This window comes from Litchfieldia alkalitelluris (assembly GCF_002019645.1).
GTDB classification, from domain to species: Bacteria; Bacillota; Bacilli; order Bacillales; family Bacillaceae_L; genus Litchfieldia; species Litchfieldia alkalitelluris.
Genome location: NZ_KV917374.1, coordinates 2,502,110 through 2,525,406, shown reverse-complemented (window position 1 = coordinate 2,525,406; position 23,297 = coordinate 2,502,110). Strand labels below are relative to the sequence as shown.

General features: G+C 36.6%; 20 protein-coding genes. 2 read left to right on the top strand and 18 right to left on the bottom strand.

The window, feature by feature from the left end; translation table 11 throughout:
- Window positions 1–322: 322 nt before the first annotated feature.
- The 8 genes from BK579_RS11490 to BK579_RS11455 all read right to left on the bottom strand — a co-directional run bounded on the left by BK579_RS11490 (window position 323) and on the right by BK579_RS11455 (window position 8,508).
- On the bottom strand, window positions 323–505 hold the full coding sequence (locus BK579_RS11490; protein WP_235848407.1) for a hypothetical protein: 183 nt from the start codon (window positions 503–505) through the stop codon (window positions 323–325).
- 783 nt (window positions 506–1,288) lie between these two features.
- On the bottom strand, window positions 1,289–2,242 hold the full coding sequence (locus tag BK579_RS11485; protein ID WP_078545664.1) for an L-lactate dehydrogenase: 954 nt from the start codon (window positions 2,240–2,242) through the stop codon (window positions 1,289–1,291).
- A 10-nt stretch (window positions 2,243–2,252) separates the two neighbouring features.
- A complete protein-coding gene (locus BK579_RS11480) occupies window positions 2,253–3,047 on the bottom strand; it encodes a DUF92 domain-containing protein (RefSeq protein WP_078545662.1) in 795 nt (264 codons plus the stop codon).
- Window positions 3,040–3,609 (bottom strand): 5-formyltetrahydrofolate cyclo-ligase, encoded by a 570-nt coding sequence (locus BK579_RS11475; RefSeq protein WP_078545660.1) that lies wholly within the window; start codon window positions 3,607–3,609, stop codon window positions 3,040–3,042. Before BK579_RS11475 ends, BK579_RS11480 begins: the two co-directional genes overlap by 8 nt.
- Before the next feature lie 293 nt (window positions 3,610–3,902).
- Entirely contained in the window at window positions 3,903–4,052 is a 150-nt protein-coding gene (rpmG, locus tag BK579_RS11470) for a 50S ribosomal protein L33 (protein WP_078545658.1), read from the bottom strand.
- Window positions 4,053–4,377: 325 nt separating this feature from the next.
- Entirely contained in the window at window positions 4,378–5,118 is a 741-nt protein-coding gene (locus BK579_RS11465; protein ID WP_078545656.1) for a nucleotidyltransferase family protein, read from the bottom strand.
- A 4-nt stretch (window positions 5,119–5,122) separates the two neighbouring features.
- A complete protein-coding gene (locus tag BK579_RS11460) occupies window positions 5,123–7,891 on the bottom strand; it encodes a 1,4-alpha-glucan branching protein domain-containing protein (RefSeq protein WP_078550534.1) in 2,769 nt (922 codons plus the stop codon).
- Between the two features lie 41 nt (window positions 7,892–7,932).
- The gene (locus BK579_RS11455) at window positions 7,933–8,508 is read right to left on the bottom strand and encodes a DUF4912 domain-containing protein (RefSeq protein WP_078545654.1); all 576 of its coding nucleotides are present in this window, start codon (window positions 8,506–8,508) and stop codon (window positions 7,933–7,935) included.
- Between the two features lie 1,649 nt (window positions 8,509–10,157).
- On the opposite strand from BK579_RS11455, the gene BK579_RS26100 reads away from it, so the two are divergent.
- Entirely contained in the window at window positions 10,158–10,529 is a 372-nt protein-coding gene (locus tag BK579_RS26100) for a hypothetical protein (protein WP_204524706.1), read from the top strand.
- Window positions 10,526–10,996 (top strand): MltG/YceG/YrrL family protein, encoded by a 471-nt coding sequence (locus BK579_RS11440; protein ID WP_078545650.1) that lies wholly within the window; start codon window positions 10,526–10,528, stop codon window positions 10,994–10,996. Before BK579_RS26100 ends, BK579_RS11440 begins: the two co-directional genes overlap by 4 nt.
- Window positions 10,997–11,777: 781 nt before the next feature.
- Here BK579_RS11440 and phoU read toward each other — a convergent pair.
- The 10 genes from phoU to BK579_RS11390 form a co-directional block, all read right to left on the bottom strand.
- The gene (phoU, locus tag BK579_RS11435; RefSeq protein WP_078545648.1) at window positions 11,778–12,437 is read right to left on the bottom strand and encodes a phosphate signaling complex protein PhoU; all 660 of its coding nucleotides are present in this window, start codon (window positions 12,435–12,437) and stop codon (window positions 11,778–11,780) included.
- 36 nt (window positions 12,438–12,473) lie between these two features.
- Window positions 12,474–13,295: a phosphate ABC transporter ATP-binding protein PstB gene (gene pstB, locus BK579_RS11430; RefSeq protein WP_139365187.1), complete on the bottom strand. Its 822-nt coding sequence runs from the start codon at window positions 13,293–13,295 to the stop codon at window positions 12,474–12,476.
- 29 nt (window positions 13,296–13,324) lie between these two features.
- Window positions 13,325–14,209: a phosphate ABC transporter permease PstA gene (gene pstA, locus BK579_RS11425; protein ID WP_078545644.1), complete on the bottom strand. Its 885-nt coding sequence runs from the start codon at window positions 14,207–14,209 to the stop codon at window positions 13,325–13,327.
- A 1-nt stretch (window position 14,210) separates the two neighbouring features.
- Window positions 14,211–15,143: a phosphate ABC transporter permease subunit PstC gene (gene pstC / locus BK579_RS11420; protein ID WP_078545642.1), complete on the bottom strand. Its 933-nt coding sequence runs from the start codon at window positions 15,141–15,143 to the stop codon at window positions 14,211–14,213.
- A gap of 106 nt (window positions 15,144–15,249) precedes the next feature.
- Window positions 15,250–16,197, bottom strand: a complete 948-nt coding sequence (locus BK579_RS11415; RefSeq protein ID WP_078545640.1) for a PstS family phosphate ABC transporter substrate-binding protein — start codon at window positions 16,195–16,197, stop codon at window positions 15,250–15,252.
- 216 nt (window positions 16,198–16,413) lie between these two features.
- Window positions 16,414–17,427, bottom strand: coding sequence for a PstS family phosphate ABC transporter substrate-binding protein (locus BK579_RS11410; RefSeq protein WP_078545638.1), 1,014 nt, complete (start codon window positions 17,425–17,427; stop codon window positions 16,414–16,416).
- Between the two features lie 222 nt (window positions 17,428–17,649).
- A complete protein-coding gene (locus tag BK579_RS11405; protein ID WP_078550532.1) occupies window positions 17,650–19,734 on the bottom strand; it encodes a peptidoglycan D,D-transpeptidase FtsI family protein in 2,085 nt (694 codons plus the stop codon).
- Between the two features lie 178 nt (window positions 19,735–19,912).
- Entirely contained in the window at window positions 19,913–21,202 is a 1,290-nt protein-coding gene (locus BK579_RS11400; protein ID WP_078545636.1) for an MFS transporter, read from the bottom strand.
- Window positions 21,203–21,980: 778 nt separating this feature from the next.
- Window positions 21,981–22,586, bottom strand: a complete 606-nt coding sequence (gene sodA / locus BK579_RS11395; protein WP_078545634.1) for a superoxide dismutase SodA — start codon at window positions 22,584–22,586, stop codon at window positions 21,981–21,983.
- Between the two features lie 186 nt (window positions 22,587–22,772).
- Window positions 22,773–23,255: a DUF456 domain-containing protein gene (locus BK579_RS11390; RefSeq protein ID WP_078545632.1), complete on the bottom strand. Its 483-nt coding sequence runs from the start codon at window positions 23,253–23,255 to the stop codon at window positions 22,773–22,775.
- Window positions 23,256–23,297: the final 42 nt, after the last annotated feature.

Below are 23,297 nucleotides of genomic sequence, written 5' to 3'. Positions count from 1 at the left end.
ATAAGTGCAACATAAAAGTTATATCATTCAACCTTTAAATGAGTTTCGTTGATTACTTTGTGTGGAATGAGCGGAGAGCCACTTGACTCCTGCGGGATCCAGTGGTCTCGTAAGACCCCGCAGGAGCCCGCCCCTGGCGACGAGGAGACTCACGGACCACCCCGCGGTATCCCGCGAGTGGATCGCAGCTCATGGAACTCTCCGTCCTTAGTTTATTTTCAGGGTATACTCTAACCGTTCTCAGTCGTATATAAATCTCAACCAAAATGTAAAAGACCGCCTTACTCAGAACAATTCTGAACAAGCACAGTCTCTTTATTACTTAATAACGAAAAGCTTGTCTCATCATCTTGTCACGAATAAAGGGTATGTTCATTGACAATACAATAAAGAATTTACGTGCTTTTGGATTTCCTAATACCGTATTGAGAATTCGATAACGATAACGGTAAACTCCATATAATCCGGCAATGAATAAAACCATTCTTGAAAGTGCATTCATCATTTTACATCCCTCCTACCCTATATGTTTTGATATCCTAATGCTTTTTATCCTATTTGAAATGATGAAATTACAATGAACAAAAAAAGAAACTCATATGAAGGTCATATGAATTTCTCTTCCTTTAATATGACTTTGAATAGAGTTTTAAATAAAACTCCAGTAAGCAGTGTCGGATTTCTGTGCTAAATTACCTGGTAAAATATATATAAAGCATAGGATGTTTTATCATTAAACGAGTGATCAAAGATACTTGAAATAAGGGGACTTTTTTCCTTTAAACCGTAGAATATGGCTTGGTGTAGGGTAATTAAGGGGAAGTTTGAGACTGTCGATTAATAGGGTAAGCAAATTTAGTTAAGTTGAATTTCTCAAATAATAGACCTATTTGGCTTGATTTTATGTATATTCCACCTGTTTTTACGCATTATTTGCTTTAATTTAACCAAGTTGTTCATGTTTTTAAACGAGATGGTGAGTTAATCGACAGTCTCAGTTTTCCCTTTAAGCAAAGCACAATCACACTATTTTCATGTTTTCAAGTAAATAGCGGGAAATTTTACCTCTATATTAACTATTTTCAGTCCCCTTTCCTATTTAAGGGAAGTTTCTCCCCTTATTTTATCAGCCCATGCTGCTGATTCCTTCATCTGGGTCCGAGTCATGGCCGGGAGGGACACTGAATTAAGAATCACTTATTGAATGAACGGGTGCTATGTTATAAGTATAAAAGCTCGGTAAGGTCCGAGCTTTGTACTATTTCACCTGCTAATAAAGTTGTTAAATCTAATCCTTTTTAAAAATAGGGTTTAATGTTTGTTTTAATACTTTTACGGAGTGAGCAAATTTTACTCGTTCAGATTCGTTTAGGTCTTGTTGTATAACTTCTCGAATACCTGATCGATTAACAATGGCAGGCACTCCAATGTACACATCCTTGGTTCCATACTCTCCATCAAGGTAAGCTGAAACAGTTAACACAGAGTTCTCATTTTGAAGAATTGCTTTTGTTAAACGAACGAGACCCATTGCAATCCCATAGTATGTAGCCCCTTTTCTTTCAATAATATGGTATGCTGCATCTCTTACATTCACAAATATTGATTCCAGGTCTTCGATATGATATTGATCACTTGTTTTTACGATATCAAGTATTGGTCGCCCCCCGATATCAGCATGACTCCATACAGGCAACTCAGTATCTCCATGCTCACCAATAATATAAGCATGTACATTACGTGTATCAACCTTAAAGTAATCTCCTAAAAGGAAGCGGAATCTTGCCGTATCTAAAATGGTACCAGATCCAATAACACGTTCCCTTGGTAAACCAGAAAACTTCCATGTTGCATAAGCCAAAATATCAACTGGGTTTGTCGCGACAATAAAAATCCCATCAAAGCCACTTTCCATGACTTGGTCAACAATACCTTTGAATATTTTTGCGTTTTTCTCAACAAGATCTAGTCTTGTTTCACCGGGTTTTTGATTTGCCCCAGCGGTTAATACAACAATATCAGCTTCTTTACAATCCTGATAATCACCAAACCATATTCTTGTAGCTGAAGGAGCAAAAGCCAGACCATGGTTTAAATCCATCGCGTCTCCCTCAGACTTTTCTTTATTTAAATCAATTAATACTAACTCCTCAGTCACCCCTTGATTCATTAATGCAAACGCATAGCTTGAGCCAACAAATCCAGTTCCTACCAAGACTACTCTATTAATACCATTACCCATCAATATCACCTCATGAAAAATAGCTTAGAAAAAGTGCACCTACCATTGACGCAAAAAAAATCGAAATAACATTTATGAAGTCGTTATTACAAAACGTTACTCCTTTGTAATAGCGAGTCTTTTGATTGCAATGAAATGATTTCTCTGTTTCAAATCCACATTTTTCGCATATGTAACTCACCTGTATGACTGCACCTAAAAATGTATCAATCCAGTTACCCAAAAATCCCGTCAGTGCTAACACGATGATAGCAAAAACAGAAAGGTCATTCCAGAAGTAGAATGCAGCCCCTATGATAAGCAATGATCCAGCTAAAGCTGATAAACTTCCTAAAAATGAAATGGCTCCAGAGGTTCCACGATCAACCCTTTTAAAACTCGTTATTAACAAGGGGTTCCGTTTGCTAAGTGAACCAATTTCTGATGCCCACGTATCTGCATTGGCTGAAGCAATCGCCCCAATAAAAAGATAAAGCCAAATATCTGCAGGAGAAAGAGTGTGTAATATTCCTGCAAGTGCAGGAACGCCCCCGTTTGCAAGAACTTGAATATAGTCCCTTTGCTCACCTTTTTGAACTTTTTGTTGGATGGAAGCCTTTTTCTCACTCTTATATTTACTCCATAAGCTTGATGTGACAAAAAAGATCCCAAGAAGAAATAATCCTTGATATCCAAAGCCTGCTGCAACGGCTATACCAATAATTATTGTTAAAATGGCACCCGATTTTGTTAGTGATTTTAATTTATATCCTGAAAAAGCCACCGATAGAATACCAATTAGTTGAATGATGATATCTTTATCCATGACAATTAAGGATGTTACTGTTCGTAATAATCTGTTGAACCGGGATATCAAAAGACTCAATCGGTAGCTCCTCAACAATAGAAATCGAGAATGCCAAACTCACTGTTTTCCCTTGAAAGTCAATGAGATATCGGTCATAATATCCCCCACCCTGTCCTAAACGATACCCAGATTTAGTAAACGCCAATCCTGGTACAAAGAGAAGATCAATTTCTTGCTTTGAAACCTTTTGAGTACGTTCAACAATGGGCTCCTTGAGTGAAAAATAAACAACCTCAAGTTGATCAAAGCTTGTTATTTTGTAAAAATCCATCAATTTAGTTGCTGGTTCACACTTTGGGACACATACTGCTTTCCCCTCTAACCAGGCTCGTTCAATCAACCTTACTGTATCAACTTCCCTATTCATCGAAAGTGTTAAACCGATTACTCTGGCATTTTTCCACTCCTCTGATTCAAAAACAGTCATCGCAATCTTTGAAGACCATGTTTCATAAGTATCGTGTTCAAGATTTTTAAGCTCTGATTTTAGTTTTGCTCTTAATTCCTGTTTAGTTACCAAATCAATCCCCCGCTTGTATGTTAGAAAAAATTCACTATGATTCCCACGCTAGTAATTAATATCAACGTTGCTCCTGGCAAACATCCACAACCAAGACACCCTATATCAAATGGCAAAAGTAATCGTTCTAGTCCTTTTGATTGTTTTTTCCACTCTTTCACTGTGCTCCTCAGCCATTCTTATATTCATCATTTCTATCTTCTATATGTATATTCACTATTCCTGCATTCCATAAGAGTTTGGTAACGTTATCAAAAAAAATATAAAAAAAACAGCAGGATATCTCCTACTGCTTACTTTGTTTCGCGATGTACAGTTACCTTTTTTAATCTTGGGCTATATTTTTTCAGCTCAATACGATCTGGGTTGTTACGTTTGTTTTTAGTTGTAATATAATTACGGTCACCAGTTTCAGTACAAGCTAATGTGATTTTAACACGCATCTTTATTTCCCTCCAAACATAAAAGCATAAATCAGACTTAACTATCATAACACTTTCTTTTTATAAATTCTAGTCTATTTTTTGTTTGGAGTAATTTTTTCTAATGTATCTATTAAAATAGGGCCTATCCTCTAAATAACTAGCCTTATAATTCCATTCGCTGCGATCCACTTGCTTTCTGCGGGTGGTCCGGGAGCCTCCTTCTCGCTTTTTGGCTCCTGACCACTAGATCAGATCCTGCAGTAGCCAAGTGTCTCTTCACTCATTCCACACTTATGAAGACATTTTCCAATAGATTCTCATCCACTATATTAAATGCTCCAGATTACCTGGTATTCATTCGTTGGTTTGAAAATTTAACTCGATCGTTTAGTAAGTCAAATCGGGTTTGCTTGTATTGTGGGAATGATCCGATGTCTGACCAATAGCCATTTACAAGATAACCATATACTTTTGCATTTTGTTCTAGTAATTTTGGAAAAAGGTCTTTGCTAAAATCATAGCACTCACCTATTGGGATATATGAAAATAGGATAGGATCTACGATGTAAATCCCTGTGTTGATGAAATGGCTAAAAATTTCATTTTCCTTTGGCTTTTCAAGGAAGCGACAAACTTTTCCTTCTTCATTTGTTGTCATGATCCCATATTGAGAGGGATTTTGTACTTTTTTCATTAAAATGGTTAATACAGCCTGCTTTTCTTGATGATACGAAATCGCCTCAGTTAAATCAAAGTCAGTTAACACATCTCCGCTAATTACAACAAAGGGCTCATCTAAGAACGCTTCTGCATTTTTCACACTGCCTGCGGTTCCTAAGGGTGAGATTTCATCAAAATATAATAAATCAATTCCCCATTTGCTTCCATTCCCAAAATACTGCTTGATATCTTCTCCTAAATAACCTGTAGTCACAGCAATTTCTGTTATTTGATGTTTTTTTAATAATTCTATACAATATTCCATCACTGGCGTGTGAAGTAGCGGCACCATCGGCTTTGGCATATGATAGGTGAGTGGACGAAGCCTTGTACCCTTACCCCCGGCCATGATAACACCTTTCATGTTATCATCCCCTTATCGAAATTGGTTGTTGTAGCATATCCATAAACACTTGACTCGTATCCTGCGCAATTTTTTCCCAAGCATATGTTGTTGTGACTGCTAGCTTCCCATTACGTCCTAATTCTGCAGCATAGACTTCATCTCTTAATAAATGGAGAACTTCTCGTGCAAGACTTTCCTTATCACCGGGTATCATTTTCAGACCTGTTTTTCCATGGATAACGATATCCTTTAACCCTCCTGTATCAGATACAATCGTTGGTTTACCAGCAGCCATTCCTTCTAGTGCTACAATGCCAAATGGCTCATAAATACTCGGAAACAACGTAATATCGCACTCTTTAAAATACATATTCCGTTCCTCATCACTGATAAATCCGATAAAAACAATATTGTTTTCTAACCCTAATGTTTTCACTTTTTTACGATAATCCTTAAGCATTGGACCTTTCCCTGCGATTAAAATTAATACATGTGGAAATTCTTCTAGAATGATTGATGCTGCATCAATTACCGTTTCAAATCCTTTTTCTTGAACAATTCGCCCAACTGAGAAAATGAGATGACTATAATCTAACTTCAACAAGGATGATAAAACCATGTTAGCATTTTTCACAACTAACATTGATGGATCAACACCATTTGGAAACACATGGACCTTCGATGAATGTAGGTGAAAAAGTCTAATTACTTCTTCTTCCATATATTCACTACAAACAATTACGGCATCCGAAGCCTTAGTTAATTCCTCCTCCTTTGCATGAATTTTTCGTTGTAATTCAGTGTATATACCATTATTACGCCCATACTCAGTTGCATGAATGGTTGAAACTAGTGGTTTGTTTAGGATGCTCTTTAGCATAATTGCAGACACTGCTACTAGCCAGTCATGAGCGTGCATAATATCAAAGGATAATTCTTGCTCTAGCTCAATCGATGTCTTCGTAAAGCTCATATTAAGACTTCCAATCCAATCCAAGAATTCAGTGGCATGTGGTTGTAGGCAGTCAACACGGTAGACTTCAACTCCCTCAACAACCTCATAATAAGGTGAACCCTCTACAGCAGAGGTTACTACAGTCACTTGATGACCAATTTCTACCAAAGCTCGCGATAAGTCATAAACATGTCTGGATAAACCTCCAACAACTAATGGTGGAAATTCCCATGACAGCATCAAAATTCTTAAGCCATTTTTGGGTGGAGGTTTTATAATCATTTCATTCTCTACCATCGAAGAAAAACTTGAGAGATTTATAGTTGATAAAAAAGGATATTCATTTCTATATATACGAAGACTTTCTTCAGTTAATTCACGATCGTACAAATGATGTTGCAGTTCAATAAAATTAGTTAAATGTTGTTCAATTCTTCTAAGCGCATACTGATCACAATGACCATTATCTAACATAAACGCCCAGTCACTACTGCTAAATAAAAACCACTCTCTGATCATTTGCTTAATTGCATCATGTTCAATTAACGTACCATTTTTAAACAAATCTACAGCTCTAATAATTTCACTTTCCATACGATGTAAATGGCGATAGATCCATTCATTTTTTTCATTTAACCAAACATCTCCATAGCCATTCCTTCCCCAGGAGGAAAAAGAAACCTCACAGATTTCTAGATCTTGTCGATGTCTCCTCACAAATTCGGAGCCTGTCAAAAATTCAATATTGCCTTGATGGGAACTCATAATTTGATGCAGCCAATCAGGGCCCTCAAACCACCAGTGTCCAAAAAGCTCTGCATCAAATGGAAGAACAACCATATACGGCGGATAAGATTGATTCCCCTTTAATTCCCGTTCCTGTTCTAACATTTTTAAGAAATCCTCAGCATGTTGACAGATTTTCGCTTCTGCAAAATCACGTCTATAAAACTCTTTCGTTTCAGCGCCTGTTATTTTATAATATTTCAAACCCGTATCTACTCTTATTCCTTGAGGTAAAAATGGCTTTATATATGCGTAGTCTCGGTCATGTCCAACATCTCGGTAAAACTCGCGATAATCGATATCTCCTGGATAGCCTGTTGTTGCACACCACACTTTATTTGAAAGCTTTTGATTCCTTGGAAATAAGGTAACTCCATGGGGTGAATGGACTGGAGCTCCAGTCTCTCTTTTAGGAGTTGGTTTTGCATTAAGCAAGGCGTGTTCATCTACAAAGGTATATTGTATTCCTTCCGCGGCTAATACCTGATCCACATCGTCGGAATAAGCACACTCAGGTAGCCAAAAACCTGCCGGGAGCTTACCAAAATACTTTTTAAACGTTTGAATCCCTTCACGTATTTGTGAACGAATTCCTTGTTCAGTTGATAGATAGGGTAGGAATGCATGAGATGCTGAGGTTGTAATACATTCAATCTTGCCTTGTTGTTCAAACTGGTTGAATGCAAAAAGAAGATTCCTATTAAATTTTAGAAACGTTTCTCTTACAGATTCGGTTCTTTCTAAATAAAACAAGATCACAGAAAGCTCTTCTTGATTGGTGTTCTGCGATAGTTCAGCTTGAAGTAAAGATAGTAGATTTTGAATATATTCTAAAAATCGTTGTTGTAAAAGGGGGTCTGCTAACATTTCCATTAATGTTGGCGAAAGAGAAAGTGTCCACTTTCTTTTATGATTGTCTTCTTCTAGTTTCCATATTAACGGAATATAGGACTCTGCCATTGCTTCGTAAAGCCATCGCTCCTCAAGAGCATCTCCATTAAGACTTCTTACATATGGCAAATGAGCATGAAGGACAATATTTGTATACATATAATTCAATAGAATTCCCCCAATTTAAACGAGCTAATCAATTAACTCTCATAACACGTATACGTACTATATGAATCCTTCCAAGCTATATCTTTTTGTTCATTTATCATCCACTTAGCTTTGTTATTGCTTGTTTGTTTTTCACTATTGTAATTGCGTTGTATAAAAGGAGATTTTACACTGTTTGACCGAAGCAATGAGAAAAATGGCTCATCATCAAATATGACACCGATTTCAGCAACGTAAGTTCTACTTGGTGTAATGTTATTTATGAAAAGATATGTTTTGTTATCACCGATTTTTATTGTTAATGATTGGTGCTCATTAATCGAATTAAATGAGACATCTGTAATATCATAGATTTTTATCGCTTGAGTGAAATCTGCCCACTTGCCGCCATAATGCTTCTCGACGATCTGCTTTTTCACTTCAGGTAGGTCCCAATATGCATATAAAGTCGAATCATCCTTCACCATTAGGGCTAATTTTTCATGATGTACCAATTTACTATGTACATTCATCCCTTTAGACATCGAGTTAATTTTATCTATTAATCTTTGATTATCATTATTAGTTATACTACTACTCTGGTTAGACGTTATTTGTTCACCTATCAACTAATTCACCTCACTCAGATATCTATTATGGATACTGAAACCTTCTATTCCTAATCTTATCACCATGTACTAATAACAACAATGAGTGATTTTTGTCGACTGTGGTTATTTTTAAGGTAGAATATCATGCTAATGAAATATTCGGACCGTGGAATGAATTTGTTTTGCTCACTCAGTCTGGAATAAGTTTAGAATAACTACACAACTAAGAGAGTTTTCGGTCGGTTAGATGCTACTTTTTTCCCAGGGGAAACTAGGATGTTATACATATAGTGTTGCTCGTAATCTAATGGAAGGGAATCTGAGAAGAATATCCTTTGATTCCCTTTATCGGGCTCTTGGGATCAGAAAGGGAATCTAACAATCTCTTTCGTTCCCTTTCTAGGGCTCCTGGCACCAGAAAAGGAATCTGACAACCCTTTCGTTCCCTTTTTCGGGCTTTTGGTGCCAGAAAAGGAATCTGACAACCCCTTTCGTTCCCTTTCTCGGGCTTTGGTGCCAGAAAGGGAATCTGACAACCCCTTTCGTTCCCTTTCTCGGGCTTTTGGTGCCAGAAAAGGAATCTGACAACCCTTTTGTTCCCTTTCTCGGGCTTTTGGTGCCAGAAAGGGAATCTGACAGCCCCTTTCGTTCCCTTTCTCGGGCTTTTGGTGCCAGAAAGGGAATCTGACAACCCCTTTTGTTCCCTTTCTCGGGCTTTTGGTGCCAGAAAGGGAATCTGACAACCCCTTTCGTTCCCTTTCTCGGGCTTTTGGTGCCAGAAAGGGAATCTGACAACCCCTTTCGTTCCCTTTCTTGGGCTTTTGGCATACAGATAGGAAAATCTGACAACCCTGTAGGAGCATGCGACGAGGGCTCCCGGGTCGCCCCGCGGTCCCCCACAAGTGAACTGTATGTAGCGAATGGAATTGTAAGACTAAGTATTTTCAGGGTAGAAATCTATGCTAATTAAAATTCGCACCATGGAGTATGAAAAATTATACTTAGCTTAGTGTCTAGCTCCAGGCGCTATCGGCTCTCAGGTCTAAGACAATCCACCCTAGAAGGTTAAAGAGCAACCTCCCAGCCGGCTTGCCTTATGCCTGTCGCCGATGAACGAGCGCCTTCCGCTTTTCTTTTTTCAGGGTAGACATCCATGCTAAATAAGTATTTCGCACCATGGTGAATGAAAATGTTTACTCATCAGTGTGGAATGAGCGGAGAGCCACTTGACTCCTGCGGGATCGAGTGGTCTCGTGAGACCCCACAGGAGCCCGCCCCTGGCGACGAGGAGGCTCACGGACCACCCCGCGGAAAGCAAGTGGATCGCAGCTCATGGAACTCCTCTAACTAAGTTATTTTCAGGGTAGACCTCTATGCTAATTAAAATTAGCACCATGGAGTATGAAAAATTATAATTAGCTTAGTGTCTAGCTCCAGGCGCTATCGGCTCTCAGGTCTAAGTCAATCCACCCTAGAAGGTTAAAGAGCAACCTTCTAGCCGGCTTGTCTTATGCCTGTCGCCGATGAACGAGCGCCTTCCGCATTTCTTTTTTCAGGGTAGATATCTCACATCTGCCAAATTTCGTATTTAAACCGAAAGAGTATAGCGATTCCCCTTTGTTTATGCTATAAATGTACTGACACAATATTTTTATAGAGGTGCAATTATGGAATACACAATTATTGCTTTATTATCACTTTCTATCATTTTATTAATTCTATCTTTTTTCAAGAAAGATTCTATAAAAGAATTAGAAGATCAGATTGACCAATTATCAATGACACTTATTCAAGAAACGTATCAACTGAAAAAGAAAATAAGTGTGTTAGAGGAAGAATTATTAGTAAATGATGCTACCCTTAATCATCCATCTCGTCAAACTCCTCCTAGAAAAGGGATTGATCGAGATAAGCTATCTACTCTTTTTCAAGGTAATTCTTCTGCCCTGCAACCCCAGAAAGAAACTTCATTGGATAAAAAGAAAAAAGATGAAGCTTATTTTATTGAACAAATTAGATTAAAAGGAAATCAATCATGAGTAAGTTAGGATTAAGAGCATTTTCTGCGGGAATAATACTTGCCACATCCATCATGGGAATTATGTATTATAATGAGCCAAAAACTGTCAACACGGCTACTGTTACTGACAGTGATATAGAAGCATACCTGAGTGACCAAAATCACTTAGTCCTGATTGAGAAAGAGGAATATGATGAGTTACTTGAAATTCAATCTACTCATCAAGAAACTGAAAAACAGGAACAGACAAAGGCTGAAGTGAAAATTGAAGAAAAAATTATAACAAAGTATATTTTAGAAATAACACCAGGGATGAATAGCCTCGAAATATCCGAAGTACTTGAAGATGTTGGAGTCATTAAAAACGCTAAAGAATTAAACACATATATTTTGGATAATGATCTCGCTAAAAACATTCAAATTGGTTCGTTTACAGTTACTAGTGAAATGACTCATAAAGAGATTGGCGATATCATAACTAGGTAAGAAAAGCACTGCGGCGCTCGCTTAACCCCAGGCATAAGACGAAGCCTTCCTAAGCGATTAACTTCTGCCTCTGAGCCGATGGCTTGTTCCTAGAAATTAAAACACACGTTAAAAGCGCAAGATAACTTAACAAGTTCCGTTAATTATCGCAAACATTAATAATTTATAAAAATGACCTCCAAATTGTTTGGTAATTTGGAGGTCTTTTATTTACTATAAAAGGATTTTGGTAAATATTATTAGGTGAATTTGTAATGTATAAAAATGCGGGGGTACAATAGCCTTTTACCTCAGTAAAACACACTAAAATTTTACTGCAAATTAATATTCCGAACATATTGGTTAGGCTGTAAAACCAAAAGTTGTTTACATTACACTAATGGTTGGAAAATAAACGGAGAAATTCCCGCTAAATTGGGAAATACCCATATTTCCATAAAAATAAGGGGATTTTTTCCACTTATTTTACCCAAATCATTAAATTTATTCTTATTTAAAGCAGTTAACGGGAATATCTTCGCTTATATTCGCTTCTTAAGCTTCCCTTAGATAGAATAGCGGGAAATTCTCCCCTTATGAAGTCTCATACCTACGAAAAATCGAATCAAGAAGGCGGAGGTTTGCAAACTCGTAGCACGCATTCAAATAATAAGCAAAAAAAAGCAAATAGCTAGGGTAGAAACCCCAGCTACCTTATTTATTTTTAATCCACCTAGCCTTACAAAGTCGCCTACATAAACGTCAGTAAGGGAAGCCGATAAAGGTAAGGTGCGCTTTACTTCTATGCATTTAAATCGTATTTCTTCCCTTTTACCATGAAGATAATATTTTCTGCAATATTCGTCGAATGATCGCCTAAACGTTCAATATTACGGCATATGAATGCTAATTGAGTGATTTGTCCTAATGATGCAGGGTTTACCGTCATTAACTCAAGCAGTTCTTTAATTAGTTTTCCATACAATTGGTCAATTTGATCATCTTTTAACGCTGTTTCCTTTGCCAAGTTTACATCTTCATTATTATAGGCTTCAATCACATTAGTTAGCATATCTAAAGCCATTTCAGCCATTTTTGGAATTTCTACAATCGGTTTAACTAAAGGACCATTTCCAATATGAAGAATTGATTTAGCAATATTTACAGCTAAGTCTCCAATACGTTCTACATCACCTGAGATTTTAAGTGCTGCAATAATCTTTCTTAAATCAGATGCGACAGGCTGTTGTTGGGCAATCAACTGGATAATTGTATGATTGATTTTTTCATCATAGTCATTAATTTTCTGATCGTTTGCAATGATTTCACGTGCTTTTGTTTCATCTTGATCTTTTAAAGCTTGCACCGATGCAACAATCGCTTCTTTTGAGAGTAGCACCATTTCCATTAAATCACTTTTTAGTTTCTGAAGCTCATTATCAAAACTTACTCTTATTGACATTTTTAGTCACCTCTTAAGTGGATTTATTTAATTATATTATCCGAACCTTCCAGTGATGTAATCTTCTGTACGCTTATCTTTTGGATTTGAGAACATTTTGTTTGTATCAGCGTATTCAATTACTTCACCACTTAAGAAAAAGGCAGTGCGGTCAGAGATCCTGGCTGCTTGTTGCATATTATGAGTAACTATAATGATACTATAGTCTTTCTTTAGTTCTTGAATTAGTTCTTCAACTTTAAGTGTTGAAATTGGATCAAGTGCTGATGTTGGCTCATCCATTAAAATAACGTCTGGTTCGATCGCTAAGCATCTTGCAATACATAAACGTTGTTGCTGTCCGCCAGATAATCCGTACGCATTTTCTTTTAAACGATCTTTAACTTCGTCCCAAATAGCTGCTCCACGTAAACTTCTCTCAACGATTTCATCAAGAATCTTTTTGTCACGGATACCATGAATTCTTGGTCCATAAGCAATATTATCATAAATTGATTTCGGAAATGGATTTGGCTTTTGGAATACCATCCCTACACTTGTACGAAGATCTTCTACTTGATAAGATTTATCAAAAATGTTTTTCCCACGATATAAGATTTGCCCTGAAATTTTAACAATTGGAATTAATTCAACCATACGATTAAGTGTCTTAATATATGTTGATTTACCGCAACCTGATGGACCGATTATAGCTGTTACTTCATTCTCATAAATAGGAAGATTTATTCCCTTTAAAGCAAGATCCTCACCATACCACAGATTCAAATCCTTTGTATCATAAACGATGTTTTTCTTTTGTTGTGTAGATTCCTTATGATTCTTATTAATTGAAACCTTCACACTATTTTTATTATCCATAACAACTGACATCTACATCAGGCCTCCTACTAAAATCTTCTTTGAAACTTATTTCTAATGATGATTGCAATCGAGTTCATAACAAAAAGAACAAATAATAATATCACAATAGTCGCAGCCGCTAAGTTAGCATACTCAGCAACTAATGCGGAATCAATCGTCCAATAATAAATCTGCATTGGAAGAACCGTGAATTTATCAAAAATATTATCAGGTAATGGAATTAACAATGCCGGAATTCCAATAACAACTAGTGGAGCAGTTTCCCCAATTGCACGAGAAAGTGCTAGAATAACTCCTGTCATAATTCCCGGAATGGATGCAGGTAAAACAACCTTTTTGATGGTTTGCCATTTCGTTGCACCCATACCATATGACGCTTCTCTTAGATAACCTGGAACTGATCGAATTGCTTCTTGGCTAGCTACAACTACTACTGGTAAAACAAGCAGTGACATTGTTAAACCACCAGCTAATACGATATTACCTAAATCCGCTCCTCTAACAAAAACCGTTAAACCTAAGATTCCAAATACAATAGAAGGTACACCAGCTAAGTTTGCAATATTCGTTTGAATAAAGCTTGATAGACGCCCCTTTTTTGCATATTCTTCTAGATAAATTGCTGTTCCGATTCCAAGAATCATTGTAACGGGTGCTACTACGACCATTAACCATAAAGTTCCCATGATCGCACCCATAATACCTGCACGTTCTGGGTTTGTTGATAACTTGTTCATGATAAAGTCTAAATCAATCCAACCTAAACTTTGAGCAAATACTCGATAAATCAATACAACAAGTACGATAAGACCAAATATAGTTGCTAGAAAAAACAAAGATTTTGCAAACTGGTTTGTTGATAATCTTACACCCATTTTCTTTTGCACTTGGGCTGAATCAATATATTTCATTTTAATATTCCTCCCTGTATTTACGAGAGATATACTGAGCGATCAAATTCATAATTAATGTAAATACAAATAATGTCATCGCCACTGCGTATAAGCTATAGTAAAGAGTCGATCCAGCAGGTGCTTCTCCACCTGTTACTTCAACAATATAGGCAGTCATCGTTTGCATGGATTGTGTTACATCAAATGTAAAGTTCTTTGAGCTACCACTTGCAATTGTAACAATCATTGTTTCACCGATTGCACGAGAAATACCTAAGACAAATGAAGCAACAATTCCTGACATTGCTGCAGGAATAACAACCTTCCATGTTACCTCGAGCTTTGTTGAACCAAGACCTAATGCGCCCTCTCTCATTGCGTTTGGTACAGAGCTCATTGCGTCTTCTGAAAGTGACGCAACCATAGGAATGATCATAATCCCCATAACAATCCCCGGACTCAGAATATTTGTCGATTCAAGACCTGGCACAATTTTTTGTAGTAAAGGTGTAACAAATGTAAACGCAAAGAATCCATAAACAATTGTCGGTATTCCTGCTAAAATTTCTAAAATAGGCTTTAAAAATCGTCTTAATTTTTCTGAAGCATATTCACTTAAGAAGATAGCTGTCATTAAACCGATTGGAATAGCAACAAGCATGGCAATTACAGAAGAAATGACTGTACCAGTTAATAGAGGTAATACACCGAATTGAGCATTGTCACCTAAAGGTTTTAACACCGTTCCAGTAAAAAATTCAATAAATGGGACAGCCTTAAAGAATTCAATTGTTTCGGCTAATAATGTAAAAATGATTCCGATCGTTGTAAGAATTGATATAACTGCAATCCCAAGTAAAACCTTAGGCATTACTTTTTCTGAGATTCGAGACAAGTTCATAGTGCTTTTATTCTTTTTTATAATTTCTCTTACATTAACGGTTTTTTCCATTAATGGAATACCCCTTTCATCCCTCTGTTTTTCTAGATATGAGGAAAATCTAAGTACATGGGAAAAAGATGAGATTCCAAGAGTTCTCACCTCTTCCCCTAAAGCTTTATTTTAAGCCTTCTAGATATTCTGCTTGCTCAGTTAACTCAGCCTCTGTTAACGGTGCAAAACCTGTTTCCTCAGCAGCTTGATCAGCATTGTTCATTACATAGATTGCAAAATCTAATACTTGAGGATTTGCTTTTGCATTGTCTTCATTTAAATATGTGTACACAGGGCGAGTGAATGGTGCATATGCGCCATTTTCTTTTATTGTTTCAAGAGTAGGCTCAACTGGGCCGTTTCCAAAGTCAATGTTGATTGCAGTTAATTTATCTTGGTTATTTGCATAGTAACCATATCCAAAGAAGCCAATTGCGTTAACATCTTTTGACACAAGGTCAACTAGTGTCGAATAGTCTTGTTGCAAATTAATCGTATCGATTAATTCTTTTTCTTCCATAATTGTCTCGAAGAAAAACTCATATGTTCCATGGTTTTCGTTAGGACCATATGTCGTAATTGGTTGGTTTGGAAATTCCGGACGTACGTCTGACCAGTTTTTCTTTCCACCTGTCGCTAGGAAAATGTCAATGATTTCCTGTTGTGTTAATTCTGTTGCCCAAGTATTTTCTTTGTTGATAACCATTGTTATACCATCTAAAGCTACTTTAAGTTCTTTTACCGATAATCCTAACTCTTCAGCTGTTGCTTTTTCTTCGTCTTTCATGTGACGAGATGCATTATTAAAATCTGTTCCGCCTTCAACTAGGAACTTTTTGAATCCAGCACTTGTTCCAGAGCGTCCAACTTCGACAGAAACATTTTCTTGTTCGTTTACCATGTAATCTTCAGCAAGCTTTGCCATTAACGGAAATACTGTACCTGATCCATCAACAACTACACTTCCTTCTAATTCAGAACCTGTCGCTTCATCCCCTCCACCACATGCTGTAGTAAATGCGACTAATGCAGATGTAACTAGAAGTAATAACAGGTTTTTTGTCTTTTTCATTGTAAATGTCCCCCTAAAGGTTTTTTCTTAATTTGTCCTACAAGAGTAAATATAAACCTCTTTTGTTAATTGTGAATTAACGAATTGTAAAGGTTTTGTAAATTCGTGAAAAATCGTGTAATTTTTAGTAGAAACTTGTATGAAAGTATCTGTCCAAAACAAAAACACTAGAGGTTATTTCCCCTAGTGTTTGTTTTTCTTTATTAAGCTATTCGCTTATTTTAAACCCTCTAAATATGAGATTGACTCTTGTAATTCAGCATCTGTTAATGGTGCAAATCCAGTTTCAGCTGCAACAGTCGCTGCATTCTTCATTGCATAGATTGCGAAGTCCAAAACTTCTGGCTTAGCTTTTGCGTTTGCTTCATTTAGATACGTGAATACTGGACGAGTAAATGGAGCGTAGTCACCATCTTCTTTAATCGTATCTAATGATGGAGCAATCGGACCTTTACCAAAATCAACTTTTACTGCAGTTAGTTTATCACTGTTGCTTTCATAGTAACCAAATCCAAAGAATGCAATCGCGTTTTTATCTTTTGATACCATATCAACTAATGTTGAGTACTCTTGTTGAAGGTTGATTCCTTCTACTAGATCTTGCTCATCAACAATATTTTCGAAGAAGAACTCATATGTTCCGTGGTTTTCGTTAGGACCGTATGTTTTAATTTCTTCAGCTGGGAAATCAGCGCGAACGTCTGACCATTTTTTCTTACCAGCACTTGCTAGGAAAATATCAATTACTTCTTGTTGTGTTAATTCTGTTGCCCAAGTATTTTCTTTATTTATAACGATTGTTAGACCGTCTAATGCTACCTTTAATTCTTTTACTGTTAAGCCAAGCTCTTCTGCTAAAGCTTTTTCTTCATCTTTAATTTGACGAGATGCATCATTGAAGTCTGTACCGCCTTCTTCAACTAAAAACTTTTTGAAACCAGCACTAGTTCCAGCACGACTTACCTCTACAGAAACTCCTTCTTGCTCATTCGTCATATAATTTTCAGCTAATTTAGCCATTAATGGGAATACTGTACCTGATCCATCAACAACTACACTTCCTTCTAATTCTACTCTTTCTTCTGAGTCTTCATTATTTGATGAACCAGTTGTTTCAGACCCTGTTGATTCATTAGTATTTGTTGTTTCCTCACTCGTTCCACAAGCAGCTGCAAAAACCACCATCATTGCCATGACTAAAAGTAATAATAGGCCTTTAACATTCTTCATTAAATAATTCCCCCGTTTTCTTTTTTCTAATTTGTCTTACATGTATTAGAATAATGGGCGAACGTTAATGTGGTATAAACAAGCTGTTAAGGTTATGTAAATATATGTAAAGGATGTATATATATTTAAAATACAGATTGAACCTAATAAAGATAGGTAAAAAAAAGGCTAACCTGGGGAACATTCCCTAGTGTTAGCCTATCTGTCAGGTATATTCTAATATTACTCTGCAGTTTCAGTGTCTGCTTGGTCACTTTTATTTGCCTTTAGTTTAAAGTATTGGTCTAAAATCTTCTGACCTATTCTATTTGATATTGGATTATTATTTGATGCTCCATAATATGCATTCGGCACTACCACAGAGAATGCTACTTCTGGGTTGTCATGTGGTGCATATCCTACAAGCGTTAAATTCCATACATTGTTATATCCTTTTTGAGTAACAGGATCAAAATAATAGCCTTCGGCAGTACCTGTTTTACCAGCTGGTCTATAATCTCTGTCTTTAAAGAATTCGTAAGCCGTTCCGCGTGGTTCTTGCATTACTTGTCTGAAGCCTTCTTGAACTCGTTCAATGGCATCTTCGCTCATATCAATCCGATTTAATACGGTCGGTTTGAATGGTTGTATAATTGGTCCAATTTCATCTGGGTTTAAGGTAGGTTGACGAATTTCTTTTACAATTTTTGGCTGCATACGATATCCACCATTAGCAATAGTTGAAACGTATTGCGCCATTTGTAAAGGTGTATACGTATCATACTGACCAATTGATAAGTCCATTAGTAAACCAGGTGATACATCAGAGCCCTTAACTCCTGTAGCTTCTCCTGGAAGATCAATTCCTGTTTTTACTCCCAGTCCAAATTGACTGAAATAATTTCTTATTGTTCCCCATGCACTTATATCGATTGGCAGTGGCTGCCTTGGTACATATCGACCTTTGGCAATATCTATTACTGTCCTAAACATATAGACGTTTGAGGATCTTTTTAATGCTTCTAATTCATTTATATTACCCATTTGCTGATAGGAAGCTTTACGTAACGTATTTATATACATTGGCGCATCATAATAGTATTTATTATTATGAAGTACGCCAGCTTGATAACCTGTTAATACGGTCGCCCCTTTGACTGAGGACCCCATTGCATAGGCTGAGTTAATCGTACCTAATGCATAATCAAGGTATTCTACCTTCCCATCATCTACTGTATATTGTTTTCCAGCAAGAGTTAATACCTCACCTGTTTTAGGGTTCATCATTACTACAAAGGCACGGTCTAAAAAGTTTGATCTTGCTTTCGATTTAGCAATTGATAACTCTTCTTCTAAAATCTCCTCGACTGCTTTTTGGAGTTCCATATCAATACTTAGGACTAAATCATTCCCCCGCTGCCCCTCTGAAATGACTTTCGTATCAACGACAGTATGGCCTTGTGTTATGTTTTCAATCTTAGCTTTTTGACCGGTCAACACCTCTTCATATTCCGCTTCAAGATAACTCTTACCTACTCGGTCATTTCTGTTATAGCCTCTTGATAAATAATGGTCAAGCATTTCTCTTGGTAAACCTTCATCAGATGTGGTTGTTTTTCCTAGTATTGTACTTAAAGTCAAACCATAGGTGTTTTTACGATTCCAGTCTACGGTCGTACCTATGCCGGGTAACGCTTCAAGATTCTCACTTACAATTGCATATTCTTTATCAGTTACATCCTTATTTTTTACTATTTGTGGTGTTAGTGCATAACCCTTATTCATTTCACGAAAAATGGCAGCAATCTCTAGCTCAGTTCCATCTGAGTTCTTTGGATCAATATCAGCTATCTCGCTAAGTTCTTCTTCCGTAATCCGATCTAGTTGAAGTTGATATTGCTCAGCAGCACTAAGTTCAAGGTCATCTTCAGTCAGTTTTGCTCTTGCTTCATCAGGACGGGATAATAACCAATAATCTTTTATATCACGTTCAGTAAGTTTGTCTGGATTCATTTTAATTAGTCCAGCAAGCTTTTCAGCAACTTCTAATACTTCCTCTTGCTTTACCCCTTGAGCTCTTGTGTACGTAATTGCATTTTGTGGTTCATTATCTACAATCGTATTATTATTACGATCAAATATTTTCCCCCGTGGGACTGGTGTACTTACAATCTTATTTTCAGTTCGATCCACTTCCTGCTGATATCTTTCACCATTTACAATTTGAACGACACCAAGCCTTAAAATGAGTGCAGAAAACATAATAAATACAAGGAAAAATAGTATATTTAAACGAAATGGAACTTGTGTTTTCTTCTTTTTCTTCATGTTTCCTTTATTCATATTTGAATTTCTCATGTTCACCAACTACCTTCAATATAATTATCTTTAATCATCAATGTAACTGAGGACTTTGTCAAAGAAAAAGACACCTTGATGCATCAGGTGTCCATCTCTTTCTATTTTATATGAAGAGGTAGAGAATTTCCATAAGTAAAAACAGCCATTATGCGGTAGATCCTCCATCGCCTTCAACTAGTTTGGTTTTTGAAAATGATTTTGACCGAACACCTTCTGTGTCATCTTTTTCAAATTTGATCTTACGAATGAATAGATAAATCACTGCGTGTCCTGCCCCTACAATTCCTAAAAGTATCGGAATGCTTTTCGTTTCATCAAAGAAAGAAACAGCTGCTAGGAAACCGAGAATTGATACAATTCTTCCTATATTTAAAAATAATTCCCTTACAACAATGTATTCAATTCGCATTTTTGCTGCATTCCAACCTTTGCCGATTACATCATACGTTAATGAAACATATGGCACGAGTAAGAAAGGATAACCAATCGCTATAACCACTGCATAAATAATTAGTTTAGTATAACTAACATTAAACAAGATAATGTAAATTGCGGCATAGACCAAAATCCCACCAAGTAATATTGACTTTTTTCTAAAATCTTTCTTAATGATTCTAGCTGCGAGAAAGTATGCTAAAAATGAAACACCAGAGTTAATCAAACCAAATTTACCGAGGGCTAGTTCACTTCCTGTTTCAATGAAAACAAAGACAGTGATCACAAAGACGAAAGTACCTTCTCTAAGCCCTTGGAAAAAATGGGCATTTGTTATCATCTTCCAGTTATAATTGTTTTTACGTTCTTGAATAATCCTCAAAAACTTGAAATTTCCTTCTGCTTTTCTTCTTTTCAAGAAGAAACTTAATACGACAGCTCCTGAAAATAATGCTAATGATATACCAAAGATAACAGTATATCCAGTGAACTCCTTCATAGACGAGATGATAAACCCTGCAAGGATTGGTCCGACCATACCTCCAAAAGATGATAGGATTCCAAGGAACCCATTAAAGAAGTCTCTAGTATCTGGTTCTGTAACTTCAAAGGTAAGTACATTAAATGCGAGCCAATAAAAGCCGTATCCAACACCCAGAATTCCACCTAATAGAACTAAATAGTGCGAGGCATTTTCTCCGATTATAAGCACGGTTATGAAAAAAATAGCTAGAGATGACACACCAAGCCTCAGTACAAGCACCCTGTCAATCTTCTTTGCTAATTTCCCAGCTAATATAAATGTTATGGGTTGCATAACAACTACTGACAAATTATAAATCCCTAAATCGAAATATTCTCCTGACTGTTTCCAAAGATAAACATTTACGAAAGTATTAGATAATGCGACACTCAGTGAGTAAAGTCCTCCAATAACTAGGAGCAATATCAAATCCTTCTCTACCTTTGTCTTTCCAAAAACTTTCTTTAAAGAAAACATGAGCAGACTCCCCTTTTTTATCTCTTAAATAGTCTGTCATAAAGGGATTCGAGATATTCAAATTAAGGGAATTAACATTAACATGTTTTTTACACTGTAAAAAATATAATGTAGATTTTTATGAGGGGATGTTCTTTTGTATAAGAAGCTAGTCCTTTTTTGGGGTGAATCCGATAATTAGTACTGTATGCCATTTACTCCTTTATAATAAAAAGGTTACATTACTCCACTACTCTTCTTACACCGAAAACATAGGTGGAGTGGTAAGATTCATAAACCAAAGGCATTTTAACTCCCTTACTCTAGGAGCTTTCTTTTTAAATGGCTGTGTTCTATCATGTTGATTCACTGTGGCTTGAATTTAAACGGAAAAATTCCGCTTATATTGGGAAATATCAACATTTCCCTAAAAATAACAGGAGTTTTTCCGCTTATATGGACCTAATCAGTAGATTTAGTCATTCATTAGATGAGTTAACCGGAATTTATCCGCTTATATCTGCTTCTTAGGTCCCTACTAGACACATTAACCGGAATCTCTCCACCTGTGAGTTTAAAAAAAGTCCTTTTATGGTCCGTGCTGTCTCATCCGTAAATAATTTAGAAAATGTCGATGTTGTTTTGAATCAAACTTTTCTTGAGTGCTTTCCGATTTGAAATATTAGTCTCCATACACGAAAAATACCACAGTATCAACGACTGTGGTATAGCAAAATTTTATACTTTCTTATCTTTTGAAAGAAAAACCAGAGAGAAAATCTCCTCTCTGGTTTATAAATTATTTCGCAGCAGCGAAACGCTTTGAAACTTCATCCCAGTTTACTACATTAAAGAATGCAGCAACATAATCTGGACGACGGTTTTGGTAGTTTAAGTAGTAAGCGTGCTCCCAAACGTCTACACCAAGAATTGGAGTTTTTCCTTCCATTAATGGAGAGTCTTGGTTTGGAGTGCTTGTAACTTCTAATTCACCGTTGTTCACAGCAAGCCATGCCCAACCAGAACCGAAACGTGTAGCAGCAGCTTTTGCAAATTCTTCTTTGAATGAAGCAAAGCTACCAAATTTACTGTTGATTGCATCAGCAAGTTCACCTGTTGGCTCACCGCCACCGTTTGGTGAAAGAATTGTCCAGAACAAGCTGTGGTTAGCATGTCCGCCACCGTTGTTACGTACAGCTGTGCGAACTGCCTCCGGAACAGCATCTAAATCAGAAATTAATTCTTCAACACTCTTGTTAAGAAGGTCGCTTCCTTCTAAAGCAGCATTTACGTTAGTAATATACGTATTGTGATGCTTAGTGTGGTGAATGTTCATTGTTTCTTTGTCAATGTGTGGTTCTAATGCATCATATGCATAAGGTAATTGTGGTAATTCGTAAGCCATGAATAATCTCCTCCTAATTGTTATGTACCCGATCTGAACTTGTTTAAACATTTTGATTATGTTCATAAGTCCGACAAAATCAGATTACCAAATTTGCCAATAAGTTTCAATTATAACGCTCAAACTTTAAAAACTTTGATAACATCATTAAACTATCCGTGCTCAGTAGAAACTATACCTTAAATTTTAAAGCACAACCAATAAAAAGTAAGTGATCATTACTAATTGAATAACTCCTTTTGCAATCGTTCCACTTAAAAAACCAAGTAAAGATCCCACTCCAATTTTCACAGCAGTGCTAAAGTCTGTTTTATGAACAATCAGCTCTGCAATCACTGCACCAACAAACGGACCCACTATAATTCCTAAAAACGGTATGATAAAAGGACCCACTAATAAACCAATTGTACTTCCCCAGATAGCAGCTTTACTACCGCCAAACTTCTTGACACCAAATAGATTAGCTAAGTAATCTACTGTCATGATCAAAATAAATAACAGCCCTTGTAATGTCCAAAATAGCCAAGTAAACTCATCAAACCCATAAATGACCCCATAGACTAGAAATCCAGCCCCAATAAACAGGATACTCGGTATTATCGGAAATATAAGACCAACAAAAGAGATGATGAACAGGACTACAATAACACTCCAATATAATATGTCCACACTGGAACCTCCTAAATTTTGAACGTAAAAAAAGATGCAAGG